Source organism: Pelagicoccus mobilis, from assembly GCF_016595505.1.
GTDB lineage: Bacteria > Verrucomicrobiota > Verrucomicrobiia > Opitutales > Opitutaceae > Pelagicoccus > Pelagicoccus mobilis.
Genome location: NZ_JAENIL010000010.1, coordinates 50,436 through 73,259, shown reverse-complemented (window position 1 = coordinate 73,259; position 22,824 = coordinate 50,436). Strand labels below are relative to the sequence as shown.

20 protein-coding genes are annotated in these 22,824 nt (G+C 55.6%); 11 read left to right on the top strand and 9 right to left on the bottom strand.

What is annotated here, in order from left to right:
* Positions 1-24 precede the first annotated feature (24 nt).
* The 7 genes from JIN87_RS06855 to JIN87_RS06825 are packed head-to-tail and all read left to right on the top strand — an operon-like array spanning position 25 to position 8,950.
* Entirely contained in the window at positions 25-1,191 is a 1,167-nt protein-coding gene (locus JIN87_RS06855; protein WP_200354796.1) for an FtsW/RodA/SpoVE family cell cycle protein, read from the top strand.
* Positions 1,188-2,318, top strand: coding sequence for a UDP-N-acetylglucosamine--N-acetylmuramyl-(pentapeptide) pyrophosphoryl-undecaprenol N-acetylglucosamine transferase (locus tag JIN87_RS06850; protein WP_200354795.1), 1,131 nt, complete (start codon positions 1,188-1,190; stop codon positions 2,316-2,318). The genes JIN87_RS06855 and JIN87_RS06850 overlap by 4 nt, the downstream gene beginning before the upstream one ends.
* Positions 2,315-4,594 (top strand): UDP-N-acetylmuramate dehydrogenase, encoded by a 2,280-nt coding sequence (gene murB / locus JIN87_RS06845; RefSeq protein ID WP_200354794.1) that lies wholly within the window; start codon positions 2,315-2,317, stop codon positions 4,592-4,594. The genes JIN87_RS06850 and murB overlap by 4 nt, the downstream gene beginning before the upstream one ends.
* Positions 4,591-5,523, top strand: coding sequence for a D-alanine--D-alanine ligase family protein (locus tag JIN87_RS06840; RefSeq protein WP_200354793.1), 933 nt, complete (start codon positions 4,591-4,593; stop codon positions 5,521-5,523). Before murB ends, JIN87_RS06840 begins: the two co-directional genes overlap by 4 nt.
* A gap of 2 nt (positions 5,524-5,525) precedes the next feature.
* Positions 5,526-6,419, top strand: a complete 894-nt coding sequence (locus JIN87_RS06835) for a cell division protein FtsQ/DivIB (protein WP_200354792.1) — start codon at positions 5,526-5,528, stop codon at positions 6,417-6,419.
* 60 nt (positions 6,420-6,479) lie between these two features.
* A complete protein-coding gene (ftsA, locus tag JIN87_RS06830) occupies positions 6,480-7,691 on the top strand; it encodes a cell division protein FtsA (protein ID WP_200354791.1) in 1,212 nt (403 codons plus the stop codon).
* 14 nt (positions 7,692-7,705) lie between these two features.
* On the top strand, positions 7,706-8,950 hold the full coding sequence (locus tag JIN87_RS06825; protein WP_200354790.1) for a cell division protein FtsZ: 1,245 nt from the start codon (positions 7,706-7,708) through the stop codon (positions 8,948-8,950).
* A 35-nt stretch (positions 8,951-8,985) separates the two neighbouring features.
* On the opposite strand, the gene JIN87_RS06820 is transcribed toward JIN87_RS06825, so the two are convergent.
* Complete coding sequence (locus JIN87_RS06820; protein ID WP_200354789.1) at positions 8,986-9,642, bottom strand: DUF2490 domain-containing protein; 657 nt, start codon at positions 9,640-9,642, stop codon at positions 8,986-8,988.
* 22 nt (positions 9,643-9,664) lie between these two features.
* The gene (locus JIN87_RS06815) at positions 9,665-11,227 is read right to left on the bottom strand and encodes a methyl-accepting chemotaxis protein (RefSeq protein ID WP_200354788.1); all 1,563 of its coding nucleotides are present in this window, start codon (positions 11,225-11,227) and stop codon (positions 9,665-9,667) included.
* Positions 11,228-11,454: 227 nt separating this feature from the next.
* Here JIN87_RS06815 and JIN87_RS06810 point away from each other — a divergent pair, with 227 nt between their 5' ends.
* Together JIN87_RS06810 and JIN87_RS06805 are read left to right on the top strand one after the other, a co-directional pair.
* A complete protein-coding gene (locus JIN87_RS06810) occupies positions 11,455-12,555 on the top strand; it encodes a lactonase family protein (protein ID WP_200354787.1) in 1,101 nt (366 codons plus the stop codon).
* Between the two features lie 5 nt (positions 12,556-12,560).
* Positions 12,561-14,672, top strand: coding sequence for a DUF455 family protein (locus JIN87_RS06805; RefSeq protein ID WP_200354786.1), 2,112 nt, complete (start codon positions 12,561-12,563; stop codon positions 14,670-14,672).
* 12 nt (positions 14,673-14,684) lie between these two features.
* On the opposite strand, the gene JIN87_RS06800 is transcribed toward JIN87_RS06805, so the two are convergent.
* From JIN87_RS06800 to JIN87_RS06770, 7 genes are all read right to left on the bottom strand, one after another.
* The gene (locus JIN87_RS06800) at positions 14,685-15,707 is read right to left on the bottom strand and encodes a methyltransferase (protein WP_200354785.1); all 1,023 of its coding nucleotides are present in this window, start codon (positions 15,705-15,707) and stop codon (positions 14,685-14,687) included.
* 149 nt (positions 15,708-15,856) lie between these two features.
* Positions 15,857-16,399: a hypothetical protein gene (locus JIN87_RS06795; protein ID WP_200354784.1), complete on the bottom strand. Its 543-nt coding sequence runs from the start codon at positions 16,397-16,399 to the stop codon at positions 15,857-15,859.
* 31 nt (positions 16,400-16,430) lie between these two features.
* Positions 16,431-17,285, bottom strand: coding sequence for an NAD-dependent epimerase/dehydratase family protein (locus tag JIN87_RS06790; protein WP_200354783.1), 855 nt, complete (start codon positions 17,283-17,285; stop codon positions 16,431-16,433).
* Between the two features lie 77 nt (positions 17,286-17,362).
* A complete protein-coding gene (locus JIN87_RS06785) occupies positions 17,363-17,803 on the bottom strand; it encodes a YchJ family protein (protein WP_200354782.1) in 441 nt (146 codons plus the stop codon).
* Positions 17,804-17,826: 23 nt separating this feature from the next.
* Positions 17,827-18,672 (bottom strand): DUF3667 domain-containing protein, encoded by an 846-nt coding sequence (locus tag JIN87_RS06780; protein WP_200354781.1) that lies wholly within the window; start codon positions 18,670-18,672, stop codon positions 17,827-17,829.
* Entirely contained in the window at positions 18,669-19,331 is a 663-nt protein-coding gene (locus JIN87_RS06775; protein WP_200354780.1) for a hypothetical protein, read from the bottom strand. The genes JIN87_RS06780 and JIN87_RS06775 overlap by 4 nt, the downstream gene beginning before the upstream one ends.
* 27 nt (positions 19,332-19,358) lie before the next feature.
* Positions 19,359-20,651, bottom strand: a complete 1,293-nt coding sequence (locus JIN87_RS06770; protein WP_200354779.1) for a hypothetical protein — start codon at positions 20,649-20,651, stop codon at positions 19,359-19,361.
* Positions 20,652-20,842: 191 nt separating this feature from the next.
* Here JIN87_RS06770 and JIN87_RS06765 point away from each other — a divergent pair, with 191 nt between their 5' ends.
* Both JIN87_RS06765 and JIN87_RS06760 read left to right on the top strand, forming a co-directional pair.
* Complete coding sequence (locus tag JIN87_RS06765; RefSeq protein WP_200354778.1) at positions 20,843-21,760, top strand: aldo/keto reductase; 918 nt, start codon at positions 20,843-20,845, stop codon at positions 21,758-21,760.
* A 102-nt stretch (positions 21,761-21,862) separates the two neighbouring features.
* Positions 21,863-22,798 carry a 50S ribosomal protein L11 methyltransferase gene (locus tag JIN87_RS06760; RefSeq protein WP_200354777.1) on the top strand — a complete coding sequence of 312 codons (936 nt, stop codon included), beginning with the start codon at positions 21,863-21,865 and terminating at the stop codon, positions 22,796-22,798.
* Positions 22,799-22,824: the final 26 nt, after the last annotated feature.

Here is a 22,824-nt window from a genome sequence, read left to right as displayed (position 1 = left end):
TAGTCCTTTCCTCACTACAGCTGAATGGCGAAAAAGACCAAGAAAGCCCATGTTGGCGCAGGTGGCGTATTGAATCCGGCGATGATCGTTTTGGTCTGCGCGGGATTGCTGACCATCCTTGGAATTACGATCCTATTTAGCGCGAGCCTCCATATCAATAAGAGCTCGCCTTACTACTTCATCGAAAAGCAAGCCATGTGGGTGGGCTTAACCCTGCTGGTTGGCTTGTTGTTGATGTTGGTAAATCTCGATTGGCTGCGCCGGTTTATCTGGGTGGGCTATATCATCGGCATCGGGCTGCTGCTCCTGGTGTTCGTGCCTGGAATCGGTACGGTGATTAACGGAAGCCGAAGCTGGGTGCGGATTGGTCCAATCGGTTTTCAGGTAGCTGAATTCGCCAAGATTTTCTTCGTCTTTTTCGTGGCTCATTACTTCAGCTCGATTCGCAACGAGAACCAGACGTTTTGGCGCGGTTTCATTTATCCTGGAGTCGGGATGGGACTGTATATCGGGCTCGTTATCTTGCAGCCAGATTTGGGTACGGCTTTGATTTACGTGATGGTTGCGGTGGGGCTCTTGTATTTGGCGGGAGTTCGACTGGTGTATCTCGTGCCGTCGGTACTTGCTGGGTTCGCGGCTGTAGTGGGATTGATCTACAACGACGCTGAGCGTTGGAGTCGACTGACGGCGTTTTGGAATATGGAGGCTGAGAAGGCCGGCGACGCGTACCAGGGGTGGCAGGCGTTGCTTGCGTTTGGAGCTGGGGGAATCGATGGGGTTGGCCTTGGCAATGGGCGCCAGCAGCAGAGCTTTCTGCCGGAGGCTCACAATGACTTTATCTTTGCCATCATTGGGGAGGAATTGGGGATGATCGCGACTTTGGCGGTGGTCGTGACTTACTCGATCCTGTTTGTGGCAGGAGTCATGCACATTCGTCGGGCGCCGAACACGTATCAGTATCTTCTTGCTGCGGGATGTGTATTGATGATCTCCGTACAGTCTATTTTGAATTTGGGGGTTGTGACGGGAGTGCTTCCGACCACTGGTTTGCCATTGCCGTTTATCAGCTACGGGGGATCGAATTTTCTGACAATGGGTATTTTCGTAGCGATCGTATTGAACACGAGCTTAGCTTGGAAGGGGCCGGTTTTGCAGCAATCAAAACGTAAACTGAAGGACATCGAAGGATGAAGCGGGCACTAATCGCTTGTGGGGGCACAGGTGGACATTTGTCGCCGGGAATCGCTTTGGCGGAAGAGCTTGTTTCTCGGAATTGGGAATGCACGCTTTTGATCAGCAACAAGCAAGTCGACTCGCGACTCGTTAAGAAGTACGAGCAATTCGCATACGAGGCGGTGGATGGGCGCGCTTTCTCGCTCCGCCCGGATCGGTTGCTTCTATTTATCGTCAGTCTGATTAAAGGGACGATCCGTTGCAGTCGCATGATTCATGATCGCAGGCCTGATGTGGTAATCGGGTTTGGCGGTTTTCTTTCGATGCCAGCTATGTTGGCTGGTTTTTTTGCCGGATTGCCTACGGTGGTGCACGAAGCGAACCGGGTAGCAGGCCGGGTGACCCGTATCGTGAGCTGGTTTGCTCGAAGGATTTATTTGCCCAAGGGCGTGTCGATTCGAACCAAGCGGCGGAGTCGTATCCGTTATATCGGTATGCCCGTGCGAAACGAGATTAAGAGCATCTCGAAGTCTTCGGCGAAGGAAACCTTGGGGCTCAATCCCGCGCAGAAAGTGCTGGTGATCATGGGCGGCAGTCAAGGTGCGGAGGCATTGAATAAATGGGTGAAAGCGAGCTTGCCTTCCTTGGCTCAAAAGGAAGTGCAGGTTTATTGCTTAACGGGGGGAAGCGAGACTGACGGGTCGATGACGTTCAAGTCGCCGAAAGGTGAAGAAGTGCGATCTATTTTTAGGCGTTTTAGCCATGATATGGCGACTGTCCTCTGTGCGGCGGATCTGGTTGTTTCCCGCTCTGGTGCAGGCAGCATTGCTGAGATGATGCGGTGTCGGGCACCAGGAATCATGATTCCGTATCCGTTTTCCGCAGACGATCATCAGGTGGCGAATGCTAAGAATTTTGAAATGTTGGGCTGCGGCTTGCAGATGTCGCAAGACTATCTGGGTGATTTGTTGGAAGAGGTGAGGGAAGTCATCTACAACGAGTGGTTGCTGCAGAAGTTCAGACGTAACCTGGAAATGGCAGACCGTGCGGATGTGCAGGGATTTATGGCTGCTGACTTGGAACGAATCGTGTCGGACTCAGGATTCGGCAAGGTTCGCGGGAATCGGCAGGCATTGCAGTCATGATTGAAGGGCTACCGAAACGTATCCACTGTTTGGGGGCTGGCGGGGCAGGAATGTTGCCACTGGCGATTTATCTCTCGGAGGCAGGGCACTCTGTTACAGCGGAGGACGACTCGCTCGAGTTGGACGCTCGTGGTCTTCTGGAATCGGCTGGCGTAGAAATCGCGTCCTTTGTTGAAACCGAGGATCTAGGTCTGGTTTTTTCGTCTGCTATTTCGGAGGAGAATCCAGTGCGGCGTTCGGTAGAGGAAAAGGGGGGCGTATGTCTAAGGCGCGGAGAGTGCTTGGCGGTGATTGCCAAAGAGAAAAAGCTAGTCGCGGTGGTGGGTTCCCACGGGAAGACCACGACCTGCGCGATGTTGATTGATTTGCTGGATACGCTGGATGTTGACTTCGGTTATCTGCTGGGAGCCCAGTTTGTGGGAAAGAGCCCGAGCCGATTCTCTGCTAACGAATGGTTGATTGCCGAGATTGACGAAAGCGATGGGACGATTGAGGGATTTAGTCCGGAAGTCTCGGTTGTTTTAAATATCGATCACGATCACCATGCTCGGTATCCGTATCCTGAGGACTATTTTGAAGCGTTTCGCCGATTGGTGGGACGGACGAGTCAGGTGGCGATCGTTCCGGAACCCCTTAAGGAGACACTTAAGAAAGGGAGCGACTCGGAGGTTTGCGGACTTGGAGAGGGAGGCGATGTCTCTCTCCAATGGAGCTCGGAAGGAGCGGGTTGGTCGAAGCTGAGTCTCGATGGTTCGAGTGTTTCTGGCGATTTGACCATCAATCGATCAGGTGAAATGAATGTGCAAGATGCGGCTTTTGCTTTGCTTACGGTCAAGTGTATGGGTGTGGAATCGAGTGGATTGGAGCGGGTCGAGTTCGATTCTGTGAAGCGGCGTCAGCGTTGCTGGTACAACAGTCCGAAGGTTCAGGTTTTTGAGGATTATGCCCATCATCCAGAGGAGATTCGTGCAGTGCTGCAAGCCCTGCCGAAGAAAGAAGGCTGGCAGACTGTAGTGGTTTTCCAAGCGCACCGGTATACTCGGACGCGTGAAATGAAGGATGAGCTTGCCGAGAGTTTGGCGGAGTGCGAGGAGCTGATCTTGCTCGATGTTTACGCAGCCAGCGAATCTCCCGTTGAAGGCGGGACCGGCCAGGATCTCTACGCTGAATGTCGAAAGAGGAACAAGCGCGTTTGTTTCGTTTCGAGCGTGATTGATCCGCTTGGTACTTTGCATGCTCGGTCCCTGCAGGGGCCGGTGCGAATCGTGTTTCTGGGAGCTGGAGTGGGGGATCGGCTTGCCCGTCGTTTGAGCGAACGTTTAGGGAGCGAGGATTCGCGATGGGGCGTTTTCGATTCTGCGGTGGCCGAGGTTGCTGGATTTACGACTGAGATTCGGGCCGATGAACCGATGGCTCGGAAGACAACCATGCGAGTGGGGGGCGTAGCGGAACGGTATTTTGAACCGGAGTCCTTGCAGCAGTTAGTGGTCGCTTTGAAGGCTTGCGCGAAAGCGGGAATCGAGGTGCGTCCGTTGGGGCGTGGATCGAATCTCGTTGTGCCGGACGAGGGAGTTAGCGGATTGGTTTTGCGTTTGAGTCATCCGTATTGGAGTCGTTTTGAGAAGCTGGGAGAAGGGAAGGCCCGTTTGGGAGCGGGGATGCGGATCAAGGCACTTTGCGGTCAGGCGGCAAAGGAAGGCTTGGAAGGCTTTGAATTTTTGGAAGGCATTCCCGGCAGTCTCGGCGGTGTGCTTCGCATGAATGCCGGCGCGATGGGGGGCTGGGTTTTTGATGTGGTCGAGTCGATTCGCTATGTGACGCTAGAGGGGGAAGTCTTGGAAGCGCAGAAGGATGATTTGGACTTCGGCTACCGTTATTGTCGTGAGCTCGAAGACGCGATCGCAATCGATGCGGTTTTCGTATCCAAAAAAGCGGACGGTTCGTCGGAGTCGATTCGTCGTACGATTGATACCTACCAAAGCAGGCGAAAGGAGTCGCAACCTCGAGAGCCGAGCGCAGGTTGTATTTTCAAGAATCCGGAAGGCGATTCGGCGGGACGGTTGATCGAAGAGCTCGGTTTGAAGGGAGCTGTTGTTGGAGGAGCGGAAATCAGCAAAGTGCATGGGAATTTCATCATAAACCGAGGCGGAGCCCGAAGCGAGGACGTGATCGAGCTGGTTCGCTTCGCACGCAAAGTTGCTCGCGAACGAAAAGGCGTGGATTTACATCCGGAGGTTTTGCTGTTTGGCGCTAATTGGGAGGAGGCCTTGCGATGAAGGAGCCTAAAATAGCGGTGCTGTTGGGGGGCGTTTCAGAGGAGCGCGAGGTTTCGCTGGGATCTGGCAAGGCTGCAGCCGCCGCCCTGGCGAAGGCTTTCGAAGTGGATGTGTTCGATGTGCAGTCGTATTCAGAACTGCCGGACGGTTTGAACCCGGAGACACATGTTGTTTTTTCGACCTTGCACGGTTCGTTCGGAGAGGATGGCCAAGCTCAGCGTCTGATGGATGCCGCTGGGGTTTTTTACGCTGGCTGTGATGCGGAATCGAGCTCTCTGACCTTCGACAAAGTCGCCACGAAGGAGAGAATGAAAGAGGCAGGGGTGCCTGTGACCGAGGAGATCGTATTCAGCGAAGGCGAACTGCCTGAGGTGGAGACAGTTCTAGCATCGTTGGGCGAATCCGTGGTGATCAAGCCGGTGGCTCAAGGGAGCAGCGTAGGCCTGATGTTTGCAGCGGGGAAGGAACAGATCGCGGCTGCCTTGCGGAAGTGCGGCGTCGGGCGATGGCTGATCGAGCCCAAGGTGGAAGGCACGGAGGTGACGGTCGGAATCCTGCACGGCAAGGCCCTTGGCGTGGTGGAAATTCGACCTAAAAGCGGACGGTTCGACTATTCCAGCAAGTATACGAAAGGGTTGACCGAATACATTGCTCCTGCGGAAATTAGCAAAGATTTGACGGAGCGCATCAGAAATTTGGCTACGATCGCGTTCGAGGCATGCGGGTGTCGCGACTATGCTCGGATCGATTGTATGATCGACGGGGCGGGAAATCCCTACTTTTTGGAGATAAATACGCTTCCGGGGCTGAAAGAAACCAGTCTTTTGCCCATGTCGGCAGGGCTTTTTGGATACGACTTCGACGATCTGCTGCAAAAGCTTGTAGAACCCGCTATAATAAGGTATAAGGCCCGCCAAACTTCCCACTAATAATGGCTGCCCGTACTCCCACTTCCTCCACCAAGCGTAAGCGCAAAGCTAATACGTGGAAAGACATCGACCAAAGCGTCAAGCCGAAGGCTATGAGCTCGGCTTCGGAAAGACGTGTCTGGATGGGGCGCGCTAAGTTGTTTGGCGGCGTTTTGTTTGTGGGGGCTGTATTGGCGGCCGCGCTACATTTCGCCCCTCAGATAGAGGGTGGTCCGGAAATGATCACCAAAGCGGGCGAATCCTTGCCGGTAGCGACGATTGATGTGCATACGGACGGTAATCTGGAGCGAGACTACCTGCTTCGGACGCTGGATGTGCCGGAGGATGCTAACCTTTTGAGCGTCGATTTGGACGAGATGAAGCGTCGCCTGGAATCGATCGGCCAGGTCGAGAGCGCAGTGGTGAGCCGTCGTTTCCCGGATGCCTTGGAAGTTACGGTTGAGGAGCGTACTCCGATCATGCGTTTGCTGGTGCAGCGTTCCAATGGGGAGACTTTGAATCTCTTTGTAGACGGGGATGGCGTGGTTTTTGAGGCGGATCGGCTTGATCCGAGAATCTCTCGCCGCCTTCCGTTTCTGTTCGGAGTGAATTTGGCGAAGGAGGAGGAAGGTTTTTCTGATGTCGGGGATATCGAGCCGTTGGCGGATCTGTTGTCCGAAGCCCAAGCGGTGGCGCCTCACATTTACAGCAGTTGGCGGATCATGTCGTTGGAGAAGGAGGACCGGCTTATCGCGAAGGGGAAGTTCGTGAAGGAGGTCGTGTTTGACCGGAACAGCGATTTTCGCGATCAGCTGGCGAAATTGGACTATATTTTGGACTATCACCGGGGGAACGGATCGGGTCCTTTGAAGCGCATTGATTTGACTCTAGGCGATCAGGTTCCGGTAACTTTGTAGGGGATTGCAGTATCGGGTTGAAATAATTCGAGAAACAGTCAGCGGTACGGTCAGAGCAAGGTGTATAAGACGAAAGTAATTGCAGGCGTAGATATTGGCACGAGCAAGGTGACGGTGCTTCTTGGAGAAATCCATGAGGGCCGGAAGCTTAATGTGATCGGCCTTGGTCAGTCGTCTTCAAAAGGTCTCCTCAAAGGGGAAATCGTTGATTACCATCAGGCTAGCGATTGTGTCCACGCGGCCTTGCTGGCGGCTGAGGATCAGGCGGGGGTGTCGATCGACGGCGTTTATCTGGCTCAAACCGGCGGCCACATCGAAGGTTTTCCGAGCGAGGCCTCCGTGAATATCACCGATCCGGAAGGACGTGTGCAGCAGGGGGACGTGGATCAGGCGTGTTCTCTGGCGCAAGGACGGGAGTTGCCGGAAAACCGTACAACCATTCACCATTTGCGTCGCCCCTACAAGCTGGACGGGCGAAGCATCGAGTCGCCGGTCGGCCTGGAAGGCGAACGCTTGGAGGTCGGCTATTGGACGGTGCACGGCGATTCGCGCAAAATCGGCGATGCGATCCACATCATCAACGGCTTCAACTTGCACGTGGACGACATCGTCTTGGCAGGTTTAGCGAGCAGTGCCGCGGTGGCGACTACGGACCAGAAGAAGAGTGGGGCTTTGATCATCGATATCGGCCGAGGCACCACGGACTATACGCTTTTTATTGATGGTCGTTGCGTGAAGGCAGGTTGTTTGCCGATCGGAGGGGACCATATTTCGAACGATTTGAGCATCGGCCTGCGTATGCGTTTGAAGCAGGCGGAGAGCCTGAAGCTGCGCTATGGCTCGGCGATTTTGGAGCACAAGGACAAGACGGAGAAGGTCTGGCTGAACAACGATTTCGAGATCGGCGATCGTCCGATTCCACTTTGGAGCATCGAGAAGATCATCGAGCTTCGCGTGTCCGAGATTTTCGAGGTGGTGCGCAAGAAGTTGGGCGTACACTTCAACCCCGACAAAATCTCTTCAGGTGTAATATTGAGCGGTGGTACGAGTAAGCTGGCAAACATCGACCAGTGCGCGGAGAACGTATTCGGAATCCAAGCGCATGCCGGTGACAATGCGGCTATGGCTACGGGCGAGTTGAGAGATTCGCAGTATAGCACAGCCCTCGGTTTGCTTCATTACGGGCTGCAGTTCCAAAGCGAAAAGGGCTCCGTCAAGCATCGTGAGAGTGGCATTTTCGGCCGCCTGAAGACTCTGTTTCAAAAAGCCTAGCCCCATACCCCTTTATGAGCGATCCACTTAGTGACGAGCAAAGCGAACCTACCGAAATTCGAATGAAAGTGGTAGGTGTCGGCGGTGCTGGTTCCAACATTGTGGATCGTCTGATGCTTTCGCAATTTTCTGGAGTGGAGCTAGTTGCGGTGAATACGGACCAGCAGGCTCTGGCGAATTCACCGATCGTCAACAAGCTCTGTATCGGAAAGTCGGTTACGGGAGGTTTGGGATCGGGCGGCGATGTGGAAGTCGGTCGCGAAGCGGCTCTCAAGCACATCGATGCGATCGACGAGATGGTGAGCGGGGTGGATCTGCTCTTCATCGCAGCTGGATTAGGTGGAGGCACCGGCACGGGGGCAGCTCCCGTGATTGCGGAGCAGGCTTTGCGTCAAGGAGCGCTGGTCATTGCCTTTGTGGCGCTTCCCTTTACCATCGAACGTTCTGCTCGGGCCAATACGGCTTTGGACGGGTTGAGACGCTTGCGCGATACCTGTAATGCGGTGGTTCCTTTGCCGAACGATCTTCTCATTCAGGAGTCGGACCCGGATGCGTCTTTGCTGGATGCGTTTGCTAAGGCGGATGCTTGGATCGAAAAGGCGATTCGTTCGATCTGGTGCATGATGAACAAGACGGGCATGATCAATTTGGACTTTGCCCAGCTGCGTCAGATGCTTTCGAAGAAGGCTGGCAAGACGCTTTTCGGTCTTGGCAGCGGTACGGGGGAAGGAGCAGCGGCTGCGGCGGTGGCGGATTTGAAGCTTTGCCCGTTGCTTCATACGCCGGAATTTTCAAAGAAGGCGGATCAGTTGCTGGTCAACATCGTCGGAGGAGCGCGTATAGGAATCGCGGATACTCAGATGATCATGGAGGCCGTTTCTGAGGAGTTTGGCGCTGACGCGAACGTGACGATGGGCGCGGTGGTCGACGAGGACCTCGGAGACAGCGTCGAGATCTGTATCCTCGGCACGAGCGAGGTAAGTAGCGTACCGTTTACGAAAGTCGTAAAGCAGCGGGCGAAGAAGTCGAAGGCGGAACCGAAGAGCGAAGTGACGGAGGAGGCGAAACCGGCTCCGAAGAAGTCGAAGCCGTCTCGGCCGGTTGTGCATGAGAGCTCGAAGCCTGCGGAGCAGGAGGAGTTCTCGTTTTCCGAAGGAGATCCGAAAGGGGAGTTTGAGAACTCCAGCGGGACGATCTTCGAGGGGCAGGATCTTGACTCGCCAACCTACTTACGGCGTGGCGTGAAGATCGTGCTGTAGCGGGCAGGCCGTCGCGTACGACGGCCGTTACGTTTTTAATAGCTGAGGGAGGCTCCGAGGACGTATTTTCCGTCCCAATCAGAGGACGTTCCTTGGCGGTCGCTTTGGTAGAGCAGGTAGTAGGAGATCTTTTGGTCTCCGATTTTAGAGCCGAGCATGACCGGGTAGATGCGATTGCGAGTGATCTTGCTTTTGTGCTCTTCGAAGAAGACTTCGTCGGCGATGGTGTAGCTGCTAAAGGGACCCCAATTGATTTTCCAGGAGGCTTTGCTTGAGTGGCGGATGCGATGAAAGATCTCGCTGCCTTTTCCTTCTTTCCAGCGGAGCTCCCAGCGGTTGCGCATGCTGATAGTCGGCCCGTTGTCGCCGAGATTGAACTTGGCGGGGTTGAGCTCGAGGTCGAGTCGGTAGGTGTTGTTCCAGTCGTCTCCCTTTTTGCTGGTTTCGAAGACGGGGTGGGTGCCAAGCGACCACTTGTCGTTGAGCTTAGTGGTGATCTTTTGGGAGAGGTAGAAGTAGTTGAAGTCTTCGAATTCGGGGAAGCGGACGGAGACTTGCGTCTTGGTTTTCGTGTCTTCCCAAAGCTCGTGCGAGCGGGCGTTTACGGTAAGCCAGAGGTGTGGACCGGTATCGGCTTGAGCGGTGACTGAGGCGAGTACGAGACTCGCGAGGAGGATGATTGTGTAGCGCATTTGATCTGTGTTTAGGATTCGATTAGTTGTTTGAAGTGACTGTCAGGGCACTATCTCGAGTATTTGGATCAAAGCTCCATTCCTCCTCGGCAGGCGCGGGAGAAGACATGGATCGGCTAGAGGATATGTTGGCGAGAACGCCATTGGTTTCGATACCTAGGATATCGGAAAGCTCCTCGACCATGCTATGAAGGCGAGTCGCTTGTTGGTCAAGTTGTACCGTGGCGCTTGCCGTTTCTTCGGCGGAGGCTGCGTTGGTCTGGGTAACTTGATCCATCTGGGTGATAGCTGTATTGAGCTGGGTGATACCGGCGGATTGTTCTTGGGAGGAGGTCGCCATGTTGCTCATGAGCTCGTCCATCTCGAAGGCTTTGCTGCAGATTTTCTCCAGCATTTCGGCGACGCGTTCACTGGTGCGAATCCCGGCTTCGCTGCGTTGGGTGGACTCCTCGATACGATCTGAAGTTTCGCGGGCGGCTTTCGCGCAACGCTGGGCCAGGGCGCGGACTTCGTCGGCGACCACTGCGAATCCTGCTCCTGCTTCGCCGGCGCGAGCGGCTTCGACTGCGGCGTTGAGGGCGAGAATGTTTGTCTGGAAGGCGATCTCGTCGATGGTCTTGAGCGTGGTGGCGATGTTGGCGCTGGATTCGGCGATTAGCTGCATGGCTTCCTTCATGCTGCTCATTTCGGAACTTCCGAGCTGGGCGGCTTCGCTGGTTTCTTCCGAGACGGACTTTAGCTTTTGGGCGGCTGCAGCGCTGCTTTGGATGGTGGCGGCGCTTTCTTCGAGAGAGGCGCTTGTTTCCTCGAGTGAGGCTGCTTGTTCGGATGCTCCTTCTGCTACGCGGCGGCTGCTGTCACTGATCTGGGAGGTCGTTTCGGCGGTTTCGAAAGCGGTGGCTGAGATTTGGTTGGCGATGCCTTTTAGGCTGCTGGCGATCTTGTATCCGATTTTCCATGTTGTGAATCCGCCGATGAGCAGACTTACGAGAATGGAGACGAAGATGGCGTACTGGCCGTTTTGTGCGGTCGACTCTGCGTCTTGCTTGATGGCGAGAGACTGTTTTTCCAGTACTTCGGTGAGTTTGTCGATCTGGTCGCGAGCGGTGTTGAAGTCGTTGAGAGCGTTTCCGGATATGAACGCGAATCCGGCGGCTTGTTCGGCGTTGTCAGAGCTGTTGAGCTTTTTGAGAGCGGTATCGCAGGAATGCTTCCAGCGAGTGAAGTCGCTTTCGAAGGATTGCTGGTACTGGAGGACGTCGCTCGTGGCGTAGGGGGCGACCGCTTCTTTGAATACGTTCCAGCGCGTGTCGACTTGGGCCAGGTTGGTTTTGGTATCGTCGGTGAGCTGAGGGTATTCGGAGCGTTCGCTGCTTTGGAAGCGAAGCTGGGCGATGTAGGCTTGGTGGAGATCCCGGTCGAGCTGGAGAAGGGCGTCGGTGGCGGTGAGGATGTTGTTGGAGAAGAGTCGTAGATCTCCCAGGATCGACTGTTTGGTGCTGATTCCTACGGCTCCGATAACGAGACCGAGTAGGGTGAGTGTGGCGAAGGCTAGGGTGCTCTTCTTTGCGAATGTGAGTTTCATGCGGGATGGGTTCCTGGTTGTGTGGTCTGAGTGGTTGCAGTCGCTCATCGATCAGGAGATACTCTTACTTGAGTCGTGGGGGTAGCCTCTTAGGTGTTTTGTGAGCTTTTTACTCTAGTTAGGAATTTGAGAAGCCTGTAACTAGGGTGAAGTCCCGGGGTGGCAGTTGTACCGTTGAAGCTAGATCCTGCTTTACGCTCGACGTTTATGCTTCAGGCTCCGCAGCTGTGAATACCCTCAAGAAATCGCTTCTATTTGTTGCCTGTTCCCTCGGCCTTTCGTGCGTGTCGGCGGAGACTATTTGGATCGCCGCGGAAGGTGGCGTCTACCGTTCTGAATTGAATGAGAAGACGGGGGCTCTTTCCGAGCCGAAGCTCAGTTGCGAATTTCCTTCGGGGAGTTTTTTGGCGATCCACCCGGAGCTGGATGTGATGTACGCGACTTACCGTACTCGCGAGCAATCGGGCTACATGTCGCTCGTGCCTACGGGAGACGGGAAGGGGCTTGAGCAGCAGAGTTTGCAACTTTTGGCGAAGAAAGAGGGGAGTCCTTCGCATCTTATGGTGAGCGATAATGGCAAGTGGCTGGCAGGCGCGCATTGGGGTGGGAAGACCAACTTCGTCTTCCAGCTAGAGAAGGATGGGAGTGTTTCCGAGAAGCGTCGTGGCTTGCCTCAAGAAGGTTCTGGCCCAGGGAACTCCCAAAACCAGTCCCGCCCTCACTGGATCTGTTTTGCCAATGACGATTCCTTCATCCATTCGGTGGATCTCGGATCGGACGAGATTTGGACGTATTCGATGAATGGGAGTTTGGATTCCATCGAGCTAAGCCATAAGGTTAAGTTCCCGCTGGGAACTGGGCCGCGTCACATGGCGTTTCATCCGAGTTTTGAATACGCTTACGTGACTGGCGAGTTGAATCTCTATGTGAACAGCCTGCACTACGATCGGGCGACGGGGCGCTTCAGCCCGATTCAATTCATCCCAACGGTTGAGTCTCCCGAGGTGAGAACGACGCTTTCGGAGATCCAGGTGCATCCGAATGGCAAGTTCGTGTATGCAGGGGTACGCGGGAGCGATCTGATTGCGGCGTACTCGATCGATCAAAGCACGGGTGAACTGACGATGGTGGAAGGGCAGGAGACTCAGGCTCATTGGCCGCGGAACTTTACGGTGAGCGATAGTGGAAATTGGTTGATCGTGGGTGGACAGAATTCCAACGAGATCCGCGTCTTTTCGATCGATCTGGAGTCTGGGGCATTGGAGTTGACGGATTCTCGGATCGAGCTGAAGAACCCTGTCTGCATTCGTGCTTGGGGCCGCCTGTAGTCGCGATGGCGATACAGCTAGAAGATTTTGCCAAACAGGTCCTTTTCGGAACCACGATCGAGGAAAAGCTTCGGTTTCCGCGTGAAGAGATTGTCGATACGCGGCGGGGCGATCCGATTCGAACGCCTCGCAAGCTGTCGCGGCCGTCTCATCTCCAACTAAGGGAGGACGGAGTAAAGGCGTCGCATCCTGCGGAAGGGCGACTTGTCGACGAAAAGGAGCGCGGGCGTCTGTTGCACTTCTTTGGCAATCATGAGCTACTGGCGACTGAGTTGATGGCTTTGGCAATTCTGAAGTTCCCGGATGCTCCGGCTAGTTTTCGTAGGGGATTGTTGGAGACGCTTAAAGACGAGCAGGTGCACACCCAGATGTACATGCATCGCATGAAGCAATGCGGGGTGGAGTTTGGGGAGCTTCCGCTAAACGACTATTTCTGGAAGAGCGTTTCCTCGATGGAGGATCCTCTGGATTATGTGACGCGTTTGTCGCTCACGTTCGAGCAAGCGAATCTGGATTACTCGCGTGAATACGGGAAGATTTTCGATCAGGTGGGAGATGCCTCTACTGCAGCGATTCTGGATAAAATCTATCGGGACGAGATTGATCATGTGGGCTTTGGACTGAAGTGGTTTCGTCGCTGGAAGGCGGAGGGCAAAACGGATTGGGAAGCCTTTCGCGAGCGATTGGTCTTTCCACTTTCTCCTGCTCGAGCAAAGGGGAACTTCTTCAACAAGGGAGGTCGCAGCGAAGCTGGCTTGGATGACGGATTTATCGAGCAGCTCGAGGTTTTCAGCCAATCGAGAGGGCGAACGCCTCATGTGTATTGGTTTAATCCGGACGCGGAGCGGTTTGCAGCGGCAGATTCTGACGCTTCGTTCGATGGAGAGCTTTCGATGGTGCAGAGGGATCTCGGCTTTTTGCCGGCGTATTTGTCTCGTAAGGACGACGTATTGATTGTGGGAGAACCACCTTCAGCCGAGTTTTTGAGGAAAACGCAGCTGGCTGGATTTGAGTTACCGGAGGTCATTGCTGGAGGTGAAAAGAAAGGCGCGAGCGCTCCGGCGCTTGATCGGAAGATTGGCAGTTTGAGGCCTTGGGCGTGGACTCCGGACAGTCTGGCGTTTTTCGGTTCGACGATGAAGTCGTTGACCCGACCGAGAGCGCGTGACGAGGTTTGGAACGCGAAGATTCGGGACTTGTTCTCGAAGGCTTGGAGCGCGGATTGGGCTTCGAGGTTGCCGCTTGTGGAGGAGGAGTTCGACTGGGTCGCTCCTGCGGAAATTTATGGGCGACTGTGTCGTTCGATCGAGGAGATTGCTTTTGCTAGGTCTCGGTTCGCGGAGCTCGGGTATGGCGAGATCGCTTGCAAGGCGCCCTTTGGCACTGCTGCGAATGGGATGCGTTGTTTGCGAGAGGAAGATGTGATTGAAGGGCGAATACGGGCGTGGCTTGAAACAGCGCTTGCGGAGCAAGGCGGTTTGGTTGTGGAGCCTTGGCTGGAGCGGGTCTTTGACTTTTCTGTCCAGTTGGAATTGCGGGAGGGTGCGTTGAAGGTTCTTGGTTTTACGCGATTGCTGAACAACGCGCGCGGGCAGTTTAAAGGGATCGTGACGGATGCGTTTAGCAGTGGGCTGGAATCGGAGTTGAAACGCTTTTTGCTTCGTAGAGTTGGCGGAGTCCCGAGAGTTTACAGCTGGTTTGAAGAATGCCTTTCTCCGGTTTTGGAAGAGCAGTTGAACAAGGTCGGATACTTGGGGCCGTTGGGGATCGACGCGTTTGTTTATCGCTCCGCTCAGGGCGAATTGCGTTTAAAGCCGGTGGTGGAGATCAATCCGCGTTACACGATGGGGCGTGTCGCTTTGGAGGTTGGGCAACGTAATGCGGCCACTTCGGTTGGCTATTTTCAAATTTTGAACCGGCAGCAGTTGAAGAAAAGCAAAGGTGTCAGTTTTTCTGAATACTGCGATTCGCTGGAGAGAGATTATCCTTTGCAGTTTTCTACGGAAAAGAAAGCGAGGATTAAATGCGGATCTTTCCCGTTAGTGGATCCTCACCAAGCGAAGCGCTTCCTCGCTGTTTACCATGTGAGAGAGAGTTTTTCGGAACTACCGTTGTGAGTTGTCGGAGAGCTATTTGATGCCGACAACCATTGAGTCAGGGCCGATGAGGTGCTCGACTCGGGTTTCTTTGAAACCGGCTTCCTGCATCCACATGGCACAGTCGGCTCCGGTGTAGTCGAAGCCGCCGGGCGTTTCTATCAGCATATTTAGGCTCATGAGCAGTCCGAACGCGTTTTCGCGTCGTTCGTCATCGATCAACGCGTCGTAGACGATGACGGCTCCGCCATCGGGGAGGGCGTCATAGGCAGCGGAGAGGAGTTGTTTCTTTTGTTCTAAATCCCAGTCGTGCAGTATGTGCCCCATCAATACGACATCTGCCTTGGGAAGGGGATCGTTGAAGAAATCTCCTCCCTGAAAGCTCACTCGATCGCTGAGGCCAAGGGCTTGGATGTACTCTTCGAAAACGGGGGCTACGGCGGGGAGGTCGAAGCCGATGCCTTTGAGGTGTGGATTTTGCAGGGCGATTTGAGCTGGCAGGTCTCCTTGGGCTGGACCTAGGTCGACGAAGCTTTTGTAGTTAGCCCAAGGGAATTTTGCGGCTATGCAGAGGTTGGCGCCGTGACTGACTCCTGACATGGCTGCGAGAAATTCTTTTAGACGGGCTGGGTCGGAATAGAGGATTCCGAAGAAGTCGATGTTGTCCTTCGACTCGTTTTGAGGGAGTCCGGTGCGAACGGCTTCGGTGAGGTGTGCCCAAAATGGATACAAGCGATGATTCGCCATTTCGAGAATTCCGCCGATGTAGCTTGGCTTGTTTTTATCGAGGAAGTGGTTGGTTTCGGGGGTATTGCTGTAGAAGCCGTCTTCTCGTTCGAGCATGCCGAGCGCTACGAGGGCGTCGAGGAAATCGCGGGAGCTGCGCGGGTGCAGTCCCATGCGGCCTTGCAGGGTTTCGAGGTTTTCGGCGCGTTTGGCGAGCTCGGTGAAGATCTCGAGTTCGACCGCGGTGAGCAGGGTTTTGGACGCCCAGAAGCCCATGCCGAGCTGCATGATTTTTTCGGGGCTGAGAGGAGGAGTGGATTGTTCTGACATGCGAGGTGTTGGGTTGAGGCTGTGGGGGTACGATAAAAGGACTCGCCGCTGGGGTGCGAACGAGTCCGAATCGGAATAAGGGAAACGACAGGTTCGTTTCTTTGAGTTTGGGGCAAGCGGCCGCTTATGCAAGCGACGCGGAGCGATCGTTAGCGCCCGCCGCCGCCTCCACCGCCGCCACCAGGACCGCGGCCACCACCTCCGCCGCCTTGGCCTCTGCGTTGCGGCTTGGGCTGGATCTTCTCTTGAGCTTTCTTGAAGGCCTTAAACTGGGGCTTTTCCAGGAGCCCCTTCATTTCTTTGGTGAGTTCGGAGTCGAGCTTTTCGCGTTTGGACATCATTTCCATCATGAGCTCGCGGTTGTTTCCTTTCTTCTTCTGGCGAGCTTTCATCATCTCGGAGCGAAGCTTGATGCCTTCGAGGTAGTTCTTGGCGATCAATTGGGTGAAGGTCTCCTGCTGTTCGGCGGTAGGGGCTTTGTCGCCCATTTCCTTCTCGTAGCGAACGACGGTCCTTTCGATTTGCCCGTTGATCCAGTCCATCCGCTCTTCAGGGGTCATGGAGGCGAAGTCGGGCTGTTTTCTCTGGTTCTTTTTGGCTTTCTGCTCTTGGGCGAATCCGGAGATGGGGGCGAGGTAAAGGACTGAAGCGAGGAGGATCAGTCCTGTTTTGAGTAGGGATGTTTTTTTCATAGGGTATTTTGAGGTGGGGAAATACGGCTTCTTATACGGTGTTGTCTGAAACATGGTTTCGCCAGCTGTGCTGGGGCGAGTAGCCGAGCTCGGCCTTGGCTTTGTCGCAACTGAGGAGGGTTTCGAATTCCGCGAGCTCCTTTCGCAACGTCACGTTCGGGAAGACTTCGTCCATGAGGGATTTTGAGGATCTGTTCATGATGGTGTCGGCTGCGGTGATCGTGTAGTTGGGAGCTCCTGATACGTTCGCTTCGAGGGCGACGCGGCAGCTTTGGCCGACGTCGCGGGTATCGACGTAGCCCCAGAGGTTCCAGATGCGCTGCATGGGATCGTCCCAATAGGAAGGGACTTGGGCGTAGTCCTCGGGGCGGAAAATATTGGTGAAGCGTAGTCCGATAATGGGGATGTCGCTCCAGCGGCTGAACTGTCGGGCCATCTCTTCCGCGACCGATTTTGAAAGCGAGTAGCGGGAGTTTGGATACGGAGCGTGATCATCGTCGACCGGGGCGTAGAGAGGTGGGGTATCGCCGAAGGAGAGCCCGAGCACGGTTTCGCTGGAGGCCCAGACGACGCGTTTGAGTTTCAAGGTGGCGGCGGCCTGGAAGATGTTGTAGGTGCTCATCGTGTTGTTTTCGAACACGCGAGAGGGGGCATGGTGGTTCTCGTTGGGGATGGCCGCCATGTGGACGACGCTTTCGCAGCCGTTTAGAAGGTCAATCACTTCGCCCATGTTGCAGAGCTCCGCTTGTTTGAACGGATAGGGCTTAGCGTCGGGCCGCGGGGGGACTGTATCGATATTGATGACGTCGTATCCGTGGGCGGACAGTTCGTCTAGGGCTGCGTTGCCGGCTTTGCCGGATCCTCCAGTGACTGCGATAAGGGGCATGGCAGCGAGTGTGCCTCTCGGATTGAGGATGGCAAGACAGGAGCGGGGCCATCGGGGGCGATGGCGGCTTCCTTTGCTTAGCTGACGTTTTTGCCTTTGCCGTCGAGGTACTTCCAGGAGCCTTTGTGGCGTTTGAAGCGGGAGAGTTCGTGGAGTTCGTAGGGCTTTCCGCCGTGGAAGTATTCGGCGATAAATTCGACCTTCCCGGTTTTGTCCTCTTTGCCGCCGCGGGTCTTGTTGACGATGGTCAGGCGGTTCCAGTTGGCTTGATGGATGGTTTTTTGAAGCTCCTTCTTGAGGCCTGGGTCACGGGTATCGGGATGGGTCGTTTCGAAAAGGTATTCTACGCGGCGGTAGTAGTAGGCGCTGTAGCGCGAGCGCATGAGTTGCTCGGCGGTGTCGGGTTTAGCCTTGCCGTGATGGTAGGGGCGGCAGCAGGTCCCGTATTTGTTTCCGCTTCCGCAGGGGCAGTAGGCGTTTTCTCGCCGCTCCCGAAATTCGTATCTGTTCTCGCTCATTGCTAGGGGGAATGGGCTGTTGCTTAACCGATGTAAAAGGAAATCAGCAAGACGAGCGCTAGCCCGCCTCCGAACATGAGCAGGAAGAGGAGGTTTAGCAAGAGGGTGGAGCCGATTGCGCGTTTCCAGCTGAGCTCGAAGATCCGTTTGAGGGCGATGACGCAATAGACTTGGATCCAGAGTATGGATACGTTCCAGAAGTAGTTGGAGAATGTCTGGTTCCAGATTGAAAGAAGATCGGAGAGGATGCCGACGAGAAGTACCCACAAGAGCAGGAAGGTCTGCAGGTGCATGGAGATGATGGCATGCTCGAGGTAGACGTATCCGCGTTTTCTGAATACGATCCGGGTCGCGAGGGCTAGAGTAGGCACGCCGAGCAGGAAGACGCGGGGCAGCCAGGTGTTTACGGAAGCTATGAAGGCGTCCGGGCTTTGGAATTTCTCCTGCATCTTTTCGCTGAGCGCTTCGGCGCTGGAGCCGGGGCGGGCGTCTTCGTTCAGCTGGGCCATTTCCGCCTCGGTGGGGGCGACGATTTGAAATGTGTCGGAAGTGGTGAACCAGAGGAAGAAGATGAGGGAGGCGAAAAGGTAGAGTCGCAGCGGGGGAATCTGGCTGGAGCGTTTTCCATCGAGAAACACTTTGGTGCTCAGGCCCGGGCGAAAGAGGATCTGGAAGAGGCCGCGAGGGATTTTGCCGTCTACGTTTAGGAAGGAGGAGGCGTATTCGCCGACCAGGCCTTTCCAGTCGCGTTTGAACTCGATGTCGCGTTGACCGCAGGAGGCGCAGTAGGGGCCGTTGAGCGGGGCGGAGCAGTTTTGGCAGCGAGGGGCGTTAGGTTCTGAGGGAGATGGGGTAGCGGGGGCGCTCATTCGGCTGCGGTGGGGGACGCGGTCTTGGCGGGGGAGGAGAAATTCATGATGCGGGGTCGATTGACGATTTCCTCGGGAGGTTTGCGTCGCACGGCTGATCTCATGAGGAGCCCGAAGGACTGGATTGAGCGACGGGCGCGGATTCTGAATTTGGTGAAGCCTTTGTCTGGTGCGGCGGTGGAGCTGAGTCCAAATCGGGAAACGGACTCTTCGATGATGGCTCGCTCCTGTTTAGAGACGCCGTCCTCTTCGAGGATTTTGATGAACTCGCTGTCGGCGTGCGCCTTGAAGGGATCGATATCGAGCTGGCCCGCTCTGATGAGGTTGTAGAGGGCGTCGTGGATGGCGGTGCCGCGCAGGACCTTGGGTGTGTCGATGCCGGGACCGGAGGCGCCGTCCCATGAAAAGCCGGATTGCAGGGTGAGCTGATCGCCTGAGAGGTGGATGTGTTCGAACTCGAGCTCGTGTTGGGAGTCGAAGGAGAGCTGGTGGATGTAGGGCTCGCCGATCTGGTATTTGGGTTGCGTGTAGATTTCGAAGCAGCGTTTGAAGCCTTTGCTTTCGCTATCTGGGGCGTTCTCGCTGTCCGCTTTGGCTAGCGGAAGGGCGAGGGCTAAAAGGAGACTGTAGCGGGCGAGCTGGCTGAGACGTAGGCGCATATTTCAAGTGAGAAAGGCAGAGGAGCTTCAGTCCACCTCCGTTTCGGGCAGTCGTGCAAAGGTGTGGCGGAAGCGGCCTTTGCGGAGCTCGACTTTGAAAAACGACGGGGTTTCTCCAGGCATGAAGCGTAGCGTGACATCATTTTGGCTGGAGACAAGGTAGGATTCGCCTGCGGGAAGGTACTCGACCGGGTCGTCGTCGCCTTCTTGCCAGAAGAAACTGCCGTTTTCTGAGAAGAAGGTTTTGTTGCGATGCCCCTCGTCTCCGTAGCGGCCTTCGAAGGTGGCGAAGCTTGCCGAGTCGAAGGATTCCAAAGGTGTGGGGAGGACAAAGGGATCTTTGGCGTATTCGGCGTTTTTGAGCTTTTGGCGTTCGATGGCTTCGATGCCGCGGCCGGTCTTGTCGCTGCCGAAAACTTTGCCTTTGGGCATCTGGGACTCGATGTAGACGCTGGCGAGGGCTTCGATGTCGCCTTCGTTGAAGGCGGCTTCGTTTGCGGTGAGGACGGACCAGTAGAGGACACCTTTGCGCACGCCTTCCACGGCGTCCTTGATGAGAGGCTTGAAGGCGGCGATAGCGGCACGGGCGAGGGCGCGTTTGACGGGGCCTAGGTCTCCGGCTTCGAATGCGAGAGGAAGGACTTCTTTCAGGACCTTGTTGAGGGAGTTTCGTGGGGGCAGGTAGAAGATCCAGGTGAATTCCTCGAAGTCCTGTTGTTTTAGGTCGGTCGCCTTGAGTTGGGCGAGCAGGGTGTCGACTTGCTCCGGGTCGAAGTTGCGTTCCCAGGCGAGCAGGTAGAGCTGGGCTGCCATTTGTGGAAGCGGTATGGGGAAGGCGTCGACCAGTTTTCTGACGTCGAAGGGGATGTCGTCGTCGCCCTCGTCCATCTCGAAGTGGATCTTTTCGCGCCACTTTCCGAAGCCGTTTTCGAGCTCGGTCGCGATTGCTTTGAGTTCGGGGGAGGCGTTGTCGCTCTGGGCTGTTTCCATGAACTTCTCGAAGAGAGTGATGGGGTGGGGTTCTCCGGAGCGGCCGATGATGACGAGCCCGCTGCCGGGGGAGCGTTCGAGGGTGCGGTAGGCGACTTCGACGACTTTATGGGCGAAGCGGGTCGCGTAGGAGCGGTCGCCGCCGTTGCGGGCGAAGACGGTAATTGGGATCTCCTCGCCTGTTACCTGAAAGGGCTCGAGCTCGTAGTAGTCGGAGAACTGTTTGGCGTCGTCTTTCGGTTTCGCGGAGAGCTCGTTTCCTGCGCTCAGAAGAAGACAGGCAAGCAAAAGCGGGGTGACGAAGGGTTGATTAGGAGTTGGCAGACGCATGGAAGGAGAGGCAATTTCTTGAGTTCGTGGTTTATCGCGAGCGTTTACCCAAAAAAGTTGCAGGTGGTTGCCGGAATTTTCCGAGAGGTTCGTTGAGCAGACGAAACCAAGCGAGAGCGACGGTATTTCGGGTCGACATGTGAGGCGTCCGTGGGAACCTTTGCTTCAAATTTAGCCCCCCTTTTTTGAAAATGGAAAAAGTAACGATAGGAAAGAGTTCACTTGAGTCTACGCGTCTGGTTTACGGCTGCATGCGAATCGCTGGCGATAATTCCCCGGAAGCCCGCAAACGCGGACGCGAAGCGCTGAAGGCTGCCTATGACGCTGGCTACAACCATTTCGACCATGCGGATATTTACGGCGCGGGCGCTTGCGAGGAGGTGTTTGCCGAAGCGGTGGAGGAGTTTGGGTTCGAGCGGGAAAAGCTGATCGTGACCAGCAAGTGCGGCATCCATTTCGAAGACAGCCCGAATGCGGGAGACCCGAAGCGCTACGACTTTTCGCGGGACCACATTTTGCGGAGCGTGGAAGGGTCGCTCAAGCGACTGAAGCTCGACTCCCTGGATCTCTTTTTGCTGCACCGCCCCGACTATCTGATGGATGCGGCCGCTACGGCTGCGACCCTGCAGGAGCTCGTTGACTCCGGCATGGTTCGCAACTGCGGGGTAAGCAATTTCAGTCCTTCGCAGTTCCGCATGCTGCAGTCTTTCTACGGCCAGCCGTTGGTCGCGAACCAGGTGGAGATTAACATCCACAATGTGGATACTTTGAAGGATGGGACGCTTGATCAGTGCCAAGAGCTAGGAGTTGCTCCGATGGCTTGGTGCCCGATTGGCGGGGTCGCTTATCCGGCTTGGGGCAATACCTTTTCGCCGGAGGATGAGGCGCGCATCAAGAAGGAAGTCGATCGTCAGGCGGCCAAGTACGGTGTGGAGGATTGGGTGCTTATTTTGGCTTGGATTCTCAAGTTGCCCGCTCGCGTGCTTCCGATCATCGGATCGACGACGCCGGAGCGGATTCGCGCGGCGCTTCAGTCGTTGGATTTAGAATACAGCCGTGAAGACTGGTATTTGATGCTGGAAGCTCGTGACGGGAATGCGGTTCCTTGATCGGGTCGAGGCGACTGAATTTACGGCAATGACGGAGCATTGCCCTCCTAGATCTCAAGCGATTTGGGTTGCTTTGGTTTAGGGGAGGGAGCAGACAGGCGCGTGGATTTCTATTTCAACTGTTATGCTGAGCTCGGGCTGCAGCGCTACATGGTGTCGGACCGACCGCGCACGGACGCGTTTGCGGCGGCGATCAAGGAAGCTCTTGAAGGGGGCGAGACGGTGATCGACGTAGGGACGGGCTCAGGGCTCTTGGCCATGCTGGCTGCGAAGGCGGGAGCGGAAAAGGTGTACGCTCTTGATCAGTCGGCGGTGGCGGAGGCCGCGCGTGAGACGGTGGAGCGAAATGGCATGAGCCAGCGTATCGAGGTTGTGAAAGGGAACGCGGCTGGATTTCAGGTAGCGGAGCCGGTTGATCTGATCATCAGCGAATGGCTGGGGCATTTCGCCTTTGCGGAGACCATGCTGGATGACGTGATCGATTGTCGGGACGCGAATTTGAAGGAGGGAGGGAGAATGCTTCCGTGCGGCGTCGAGTTGAAGCTCGCTCCGGTTGGTTCGGATGTGCTCTACATGCAGGACGGGCCTGGCTTTTGGAAAAAGCAGGTTCATGGGATCGACTTTTCTCACTTGGAGGGCAGGGAGCTTGAGCAGGCCCTCGCGGTGAAAACCGAGGTACACCCTGATGACTTGATCGGGCCTGCGAAGGGGCTGTTCGGTCTCGACCTGGCCAAGGCGAAGAAGGAGGACGTTTGGCAGTCGGGCAGGGTGGAGATGGAGATCAAGCACGATGGCGAGCTCAATGGTTTCGCAGGCTGGTTCGTGGCGGAGCTTACTCCGTCTGTGATTTTGGATACAGGTCCTGCTCATGAGATCACGCACTGGATGCAGACGTATTTTCCGATTTCGCCGATTCCGGTGAAGGCGGGCGAGACGCTGGAGGTATGTTTCGATCTGACGCGCCACCCTGTGGAGGAGCGCAGTTTGCTGATGAGTCTAACGGTCGGGGATTCGAGCTATTCGTTTACGGTTGGGTAGCCTGAGTTCAGGCTTCTGTAATCTCC

Bases quoted from the DNA above. Each gene is read 5' to 3' on its own strand.
- JIN87_RS06855 (WP_200354796.1), top strand. From the start codon at position 25: ATGGCGAAAAAGACCAAGAAAGCCCATGTTGGCGCAGGTGGCGTATTG.
- JIN87_RS06850 (WP_200354795.1), top strand. From the start codon at position 1,188: ATGAAGCGGGCACTAATCGCTTGTGGGGGCACAGGTGGACATTTGTCG.
- murB (WP_200354794.1), top strand. From the start codon at position 2,315: ATGATTGAAGGGCTACCGAAACGTATCCACTGTTTGGGGGCTGGCGGG.
- JIN87_RS06840 (WP_200354793.1), top strand. From the start codon at position 4,591: ATGAAGGAGCCTAAAATAGCGGTGCTGTTGGGGGGCGTTTCAGAGGAG.
- JIN87_RS06835 (WP_200354792.1), top strand. From the start codon at position 5,526: ATGGCTGCCCGTACTCCCACTTCCTCCACCAAGCGTAAGCGCAAAGCT.
- JIN87_RS06825 (WP_200354790.1), top strand. From the start codon at position 7,706: ATGAGCGATCCACTTAGTGACGAGCAAAGCGAACCTACCGAAATTCGA.
- JIN87_RS06820 (WP_200354789.1), bottom strand. From the start codon at position 9,642: ATGCGCTACACAATCATCCTCCTCGCGAGTCTCGTACTCGCCTCAGTC.
- JIN87_RS06815 (WP_200354788.1), bottom strand. From the start codon at position 11,227: ATGAAACTCACATTCGCAAAGAAGAGCACCCTAGCCTTCGCCACACTC.
- JIN87_RS06805 (WP_200354786.1), top strand. From the start codon at position 12,561: ATGGCGATACAGCTAGAAGATTTTGCCAAACAGGTCCTTTTCGGAACC.
- JIN87_RS06800 (WP_200354785.1), bottom strand. From the start codon at position 15,707: ATGTCAGAACAATCCACTCCTCCTCTCAGCCCCGAAAAAATCATGCAG.
- JIN87_RS06795 (WP_200354784.1), bottom strand. From the start codon at position 16,399: ATGAAAAAAACATCCCTACTCAAAACAGGACTGATCCTCCTCGCTTCA.
- JIN87_RS06790 (WP_200354783.1), bottom strand. From the start codon at position 17,285: ATGCCCCTTATCGCAGTCACTGGAGGATCCGGCAAAGCCGGCAACGCA.
- JIN87_RS06785 (WP_200354782.1), bottom strand. From the start codon at position 17,803: ATGAGCGAGAACAGATACGAATTTCGGGAGCGGCGAGAAAACGCCTAC.
- JIN87_RS06780 (WP_200354781.1), bottom strand. From the start codon at position 18,672: ATGAGCGCCCCCGCTACCCCATCTCCCTCAGAACCTAACGCCCCTCGC.
- JIN87_RS06775 (WP_200354780.1), bottom strand. From the start codon at position 19,331: ATGCGCCTACGTCTCAGCCAGCTCGCCCGCTACAGTCTCCTTTTAGCC.
- JIN87_RS06770 (WP_200354779.1), bottom strand. From the start codon at position 20,651: ATGCGTCTGCCAACTCCTAATCAACCCTTCGTCACCCCGCTTTTGCTT.
- JIN87_RS06765 (WP_200354778.1), top strand. From the start codon at position 20,843: ATGGAAAAAGTAACGATAGGAAAGAGTTCACTTGAGTCTACGCGTCTG.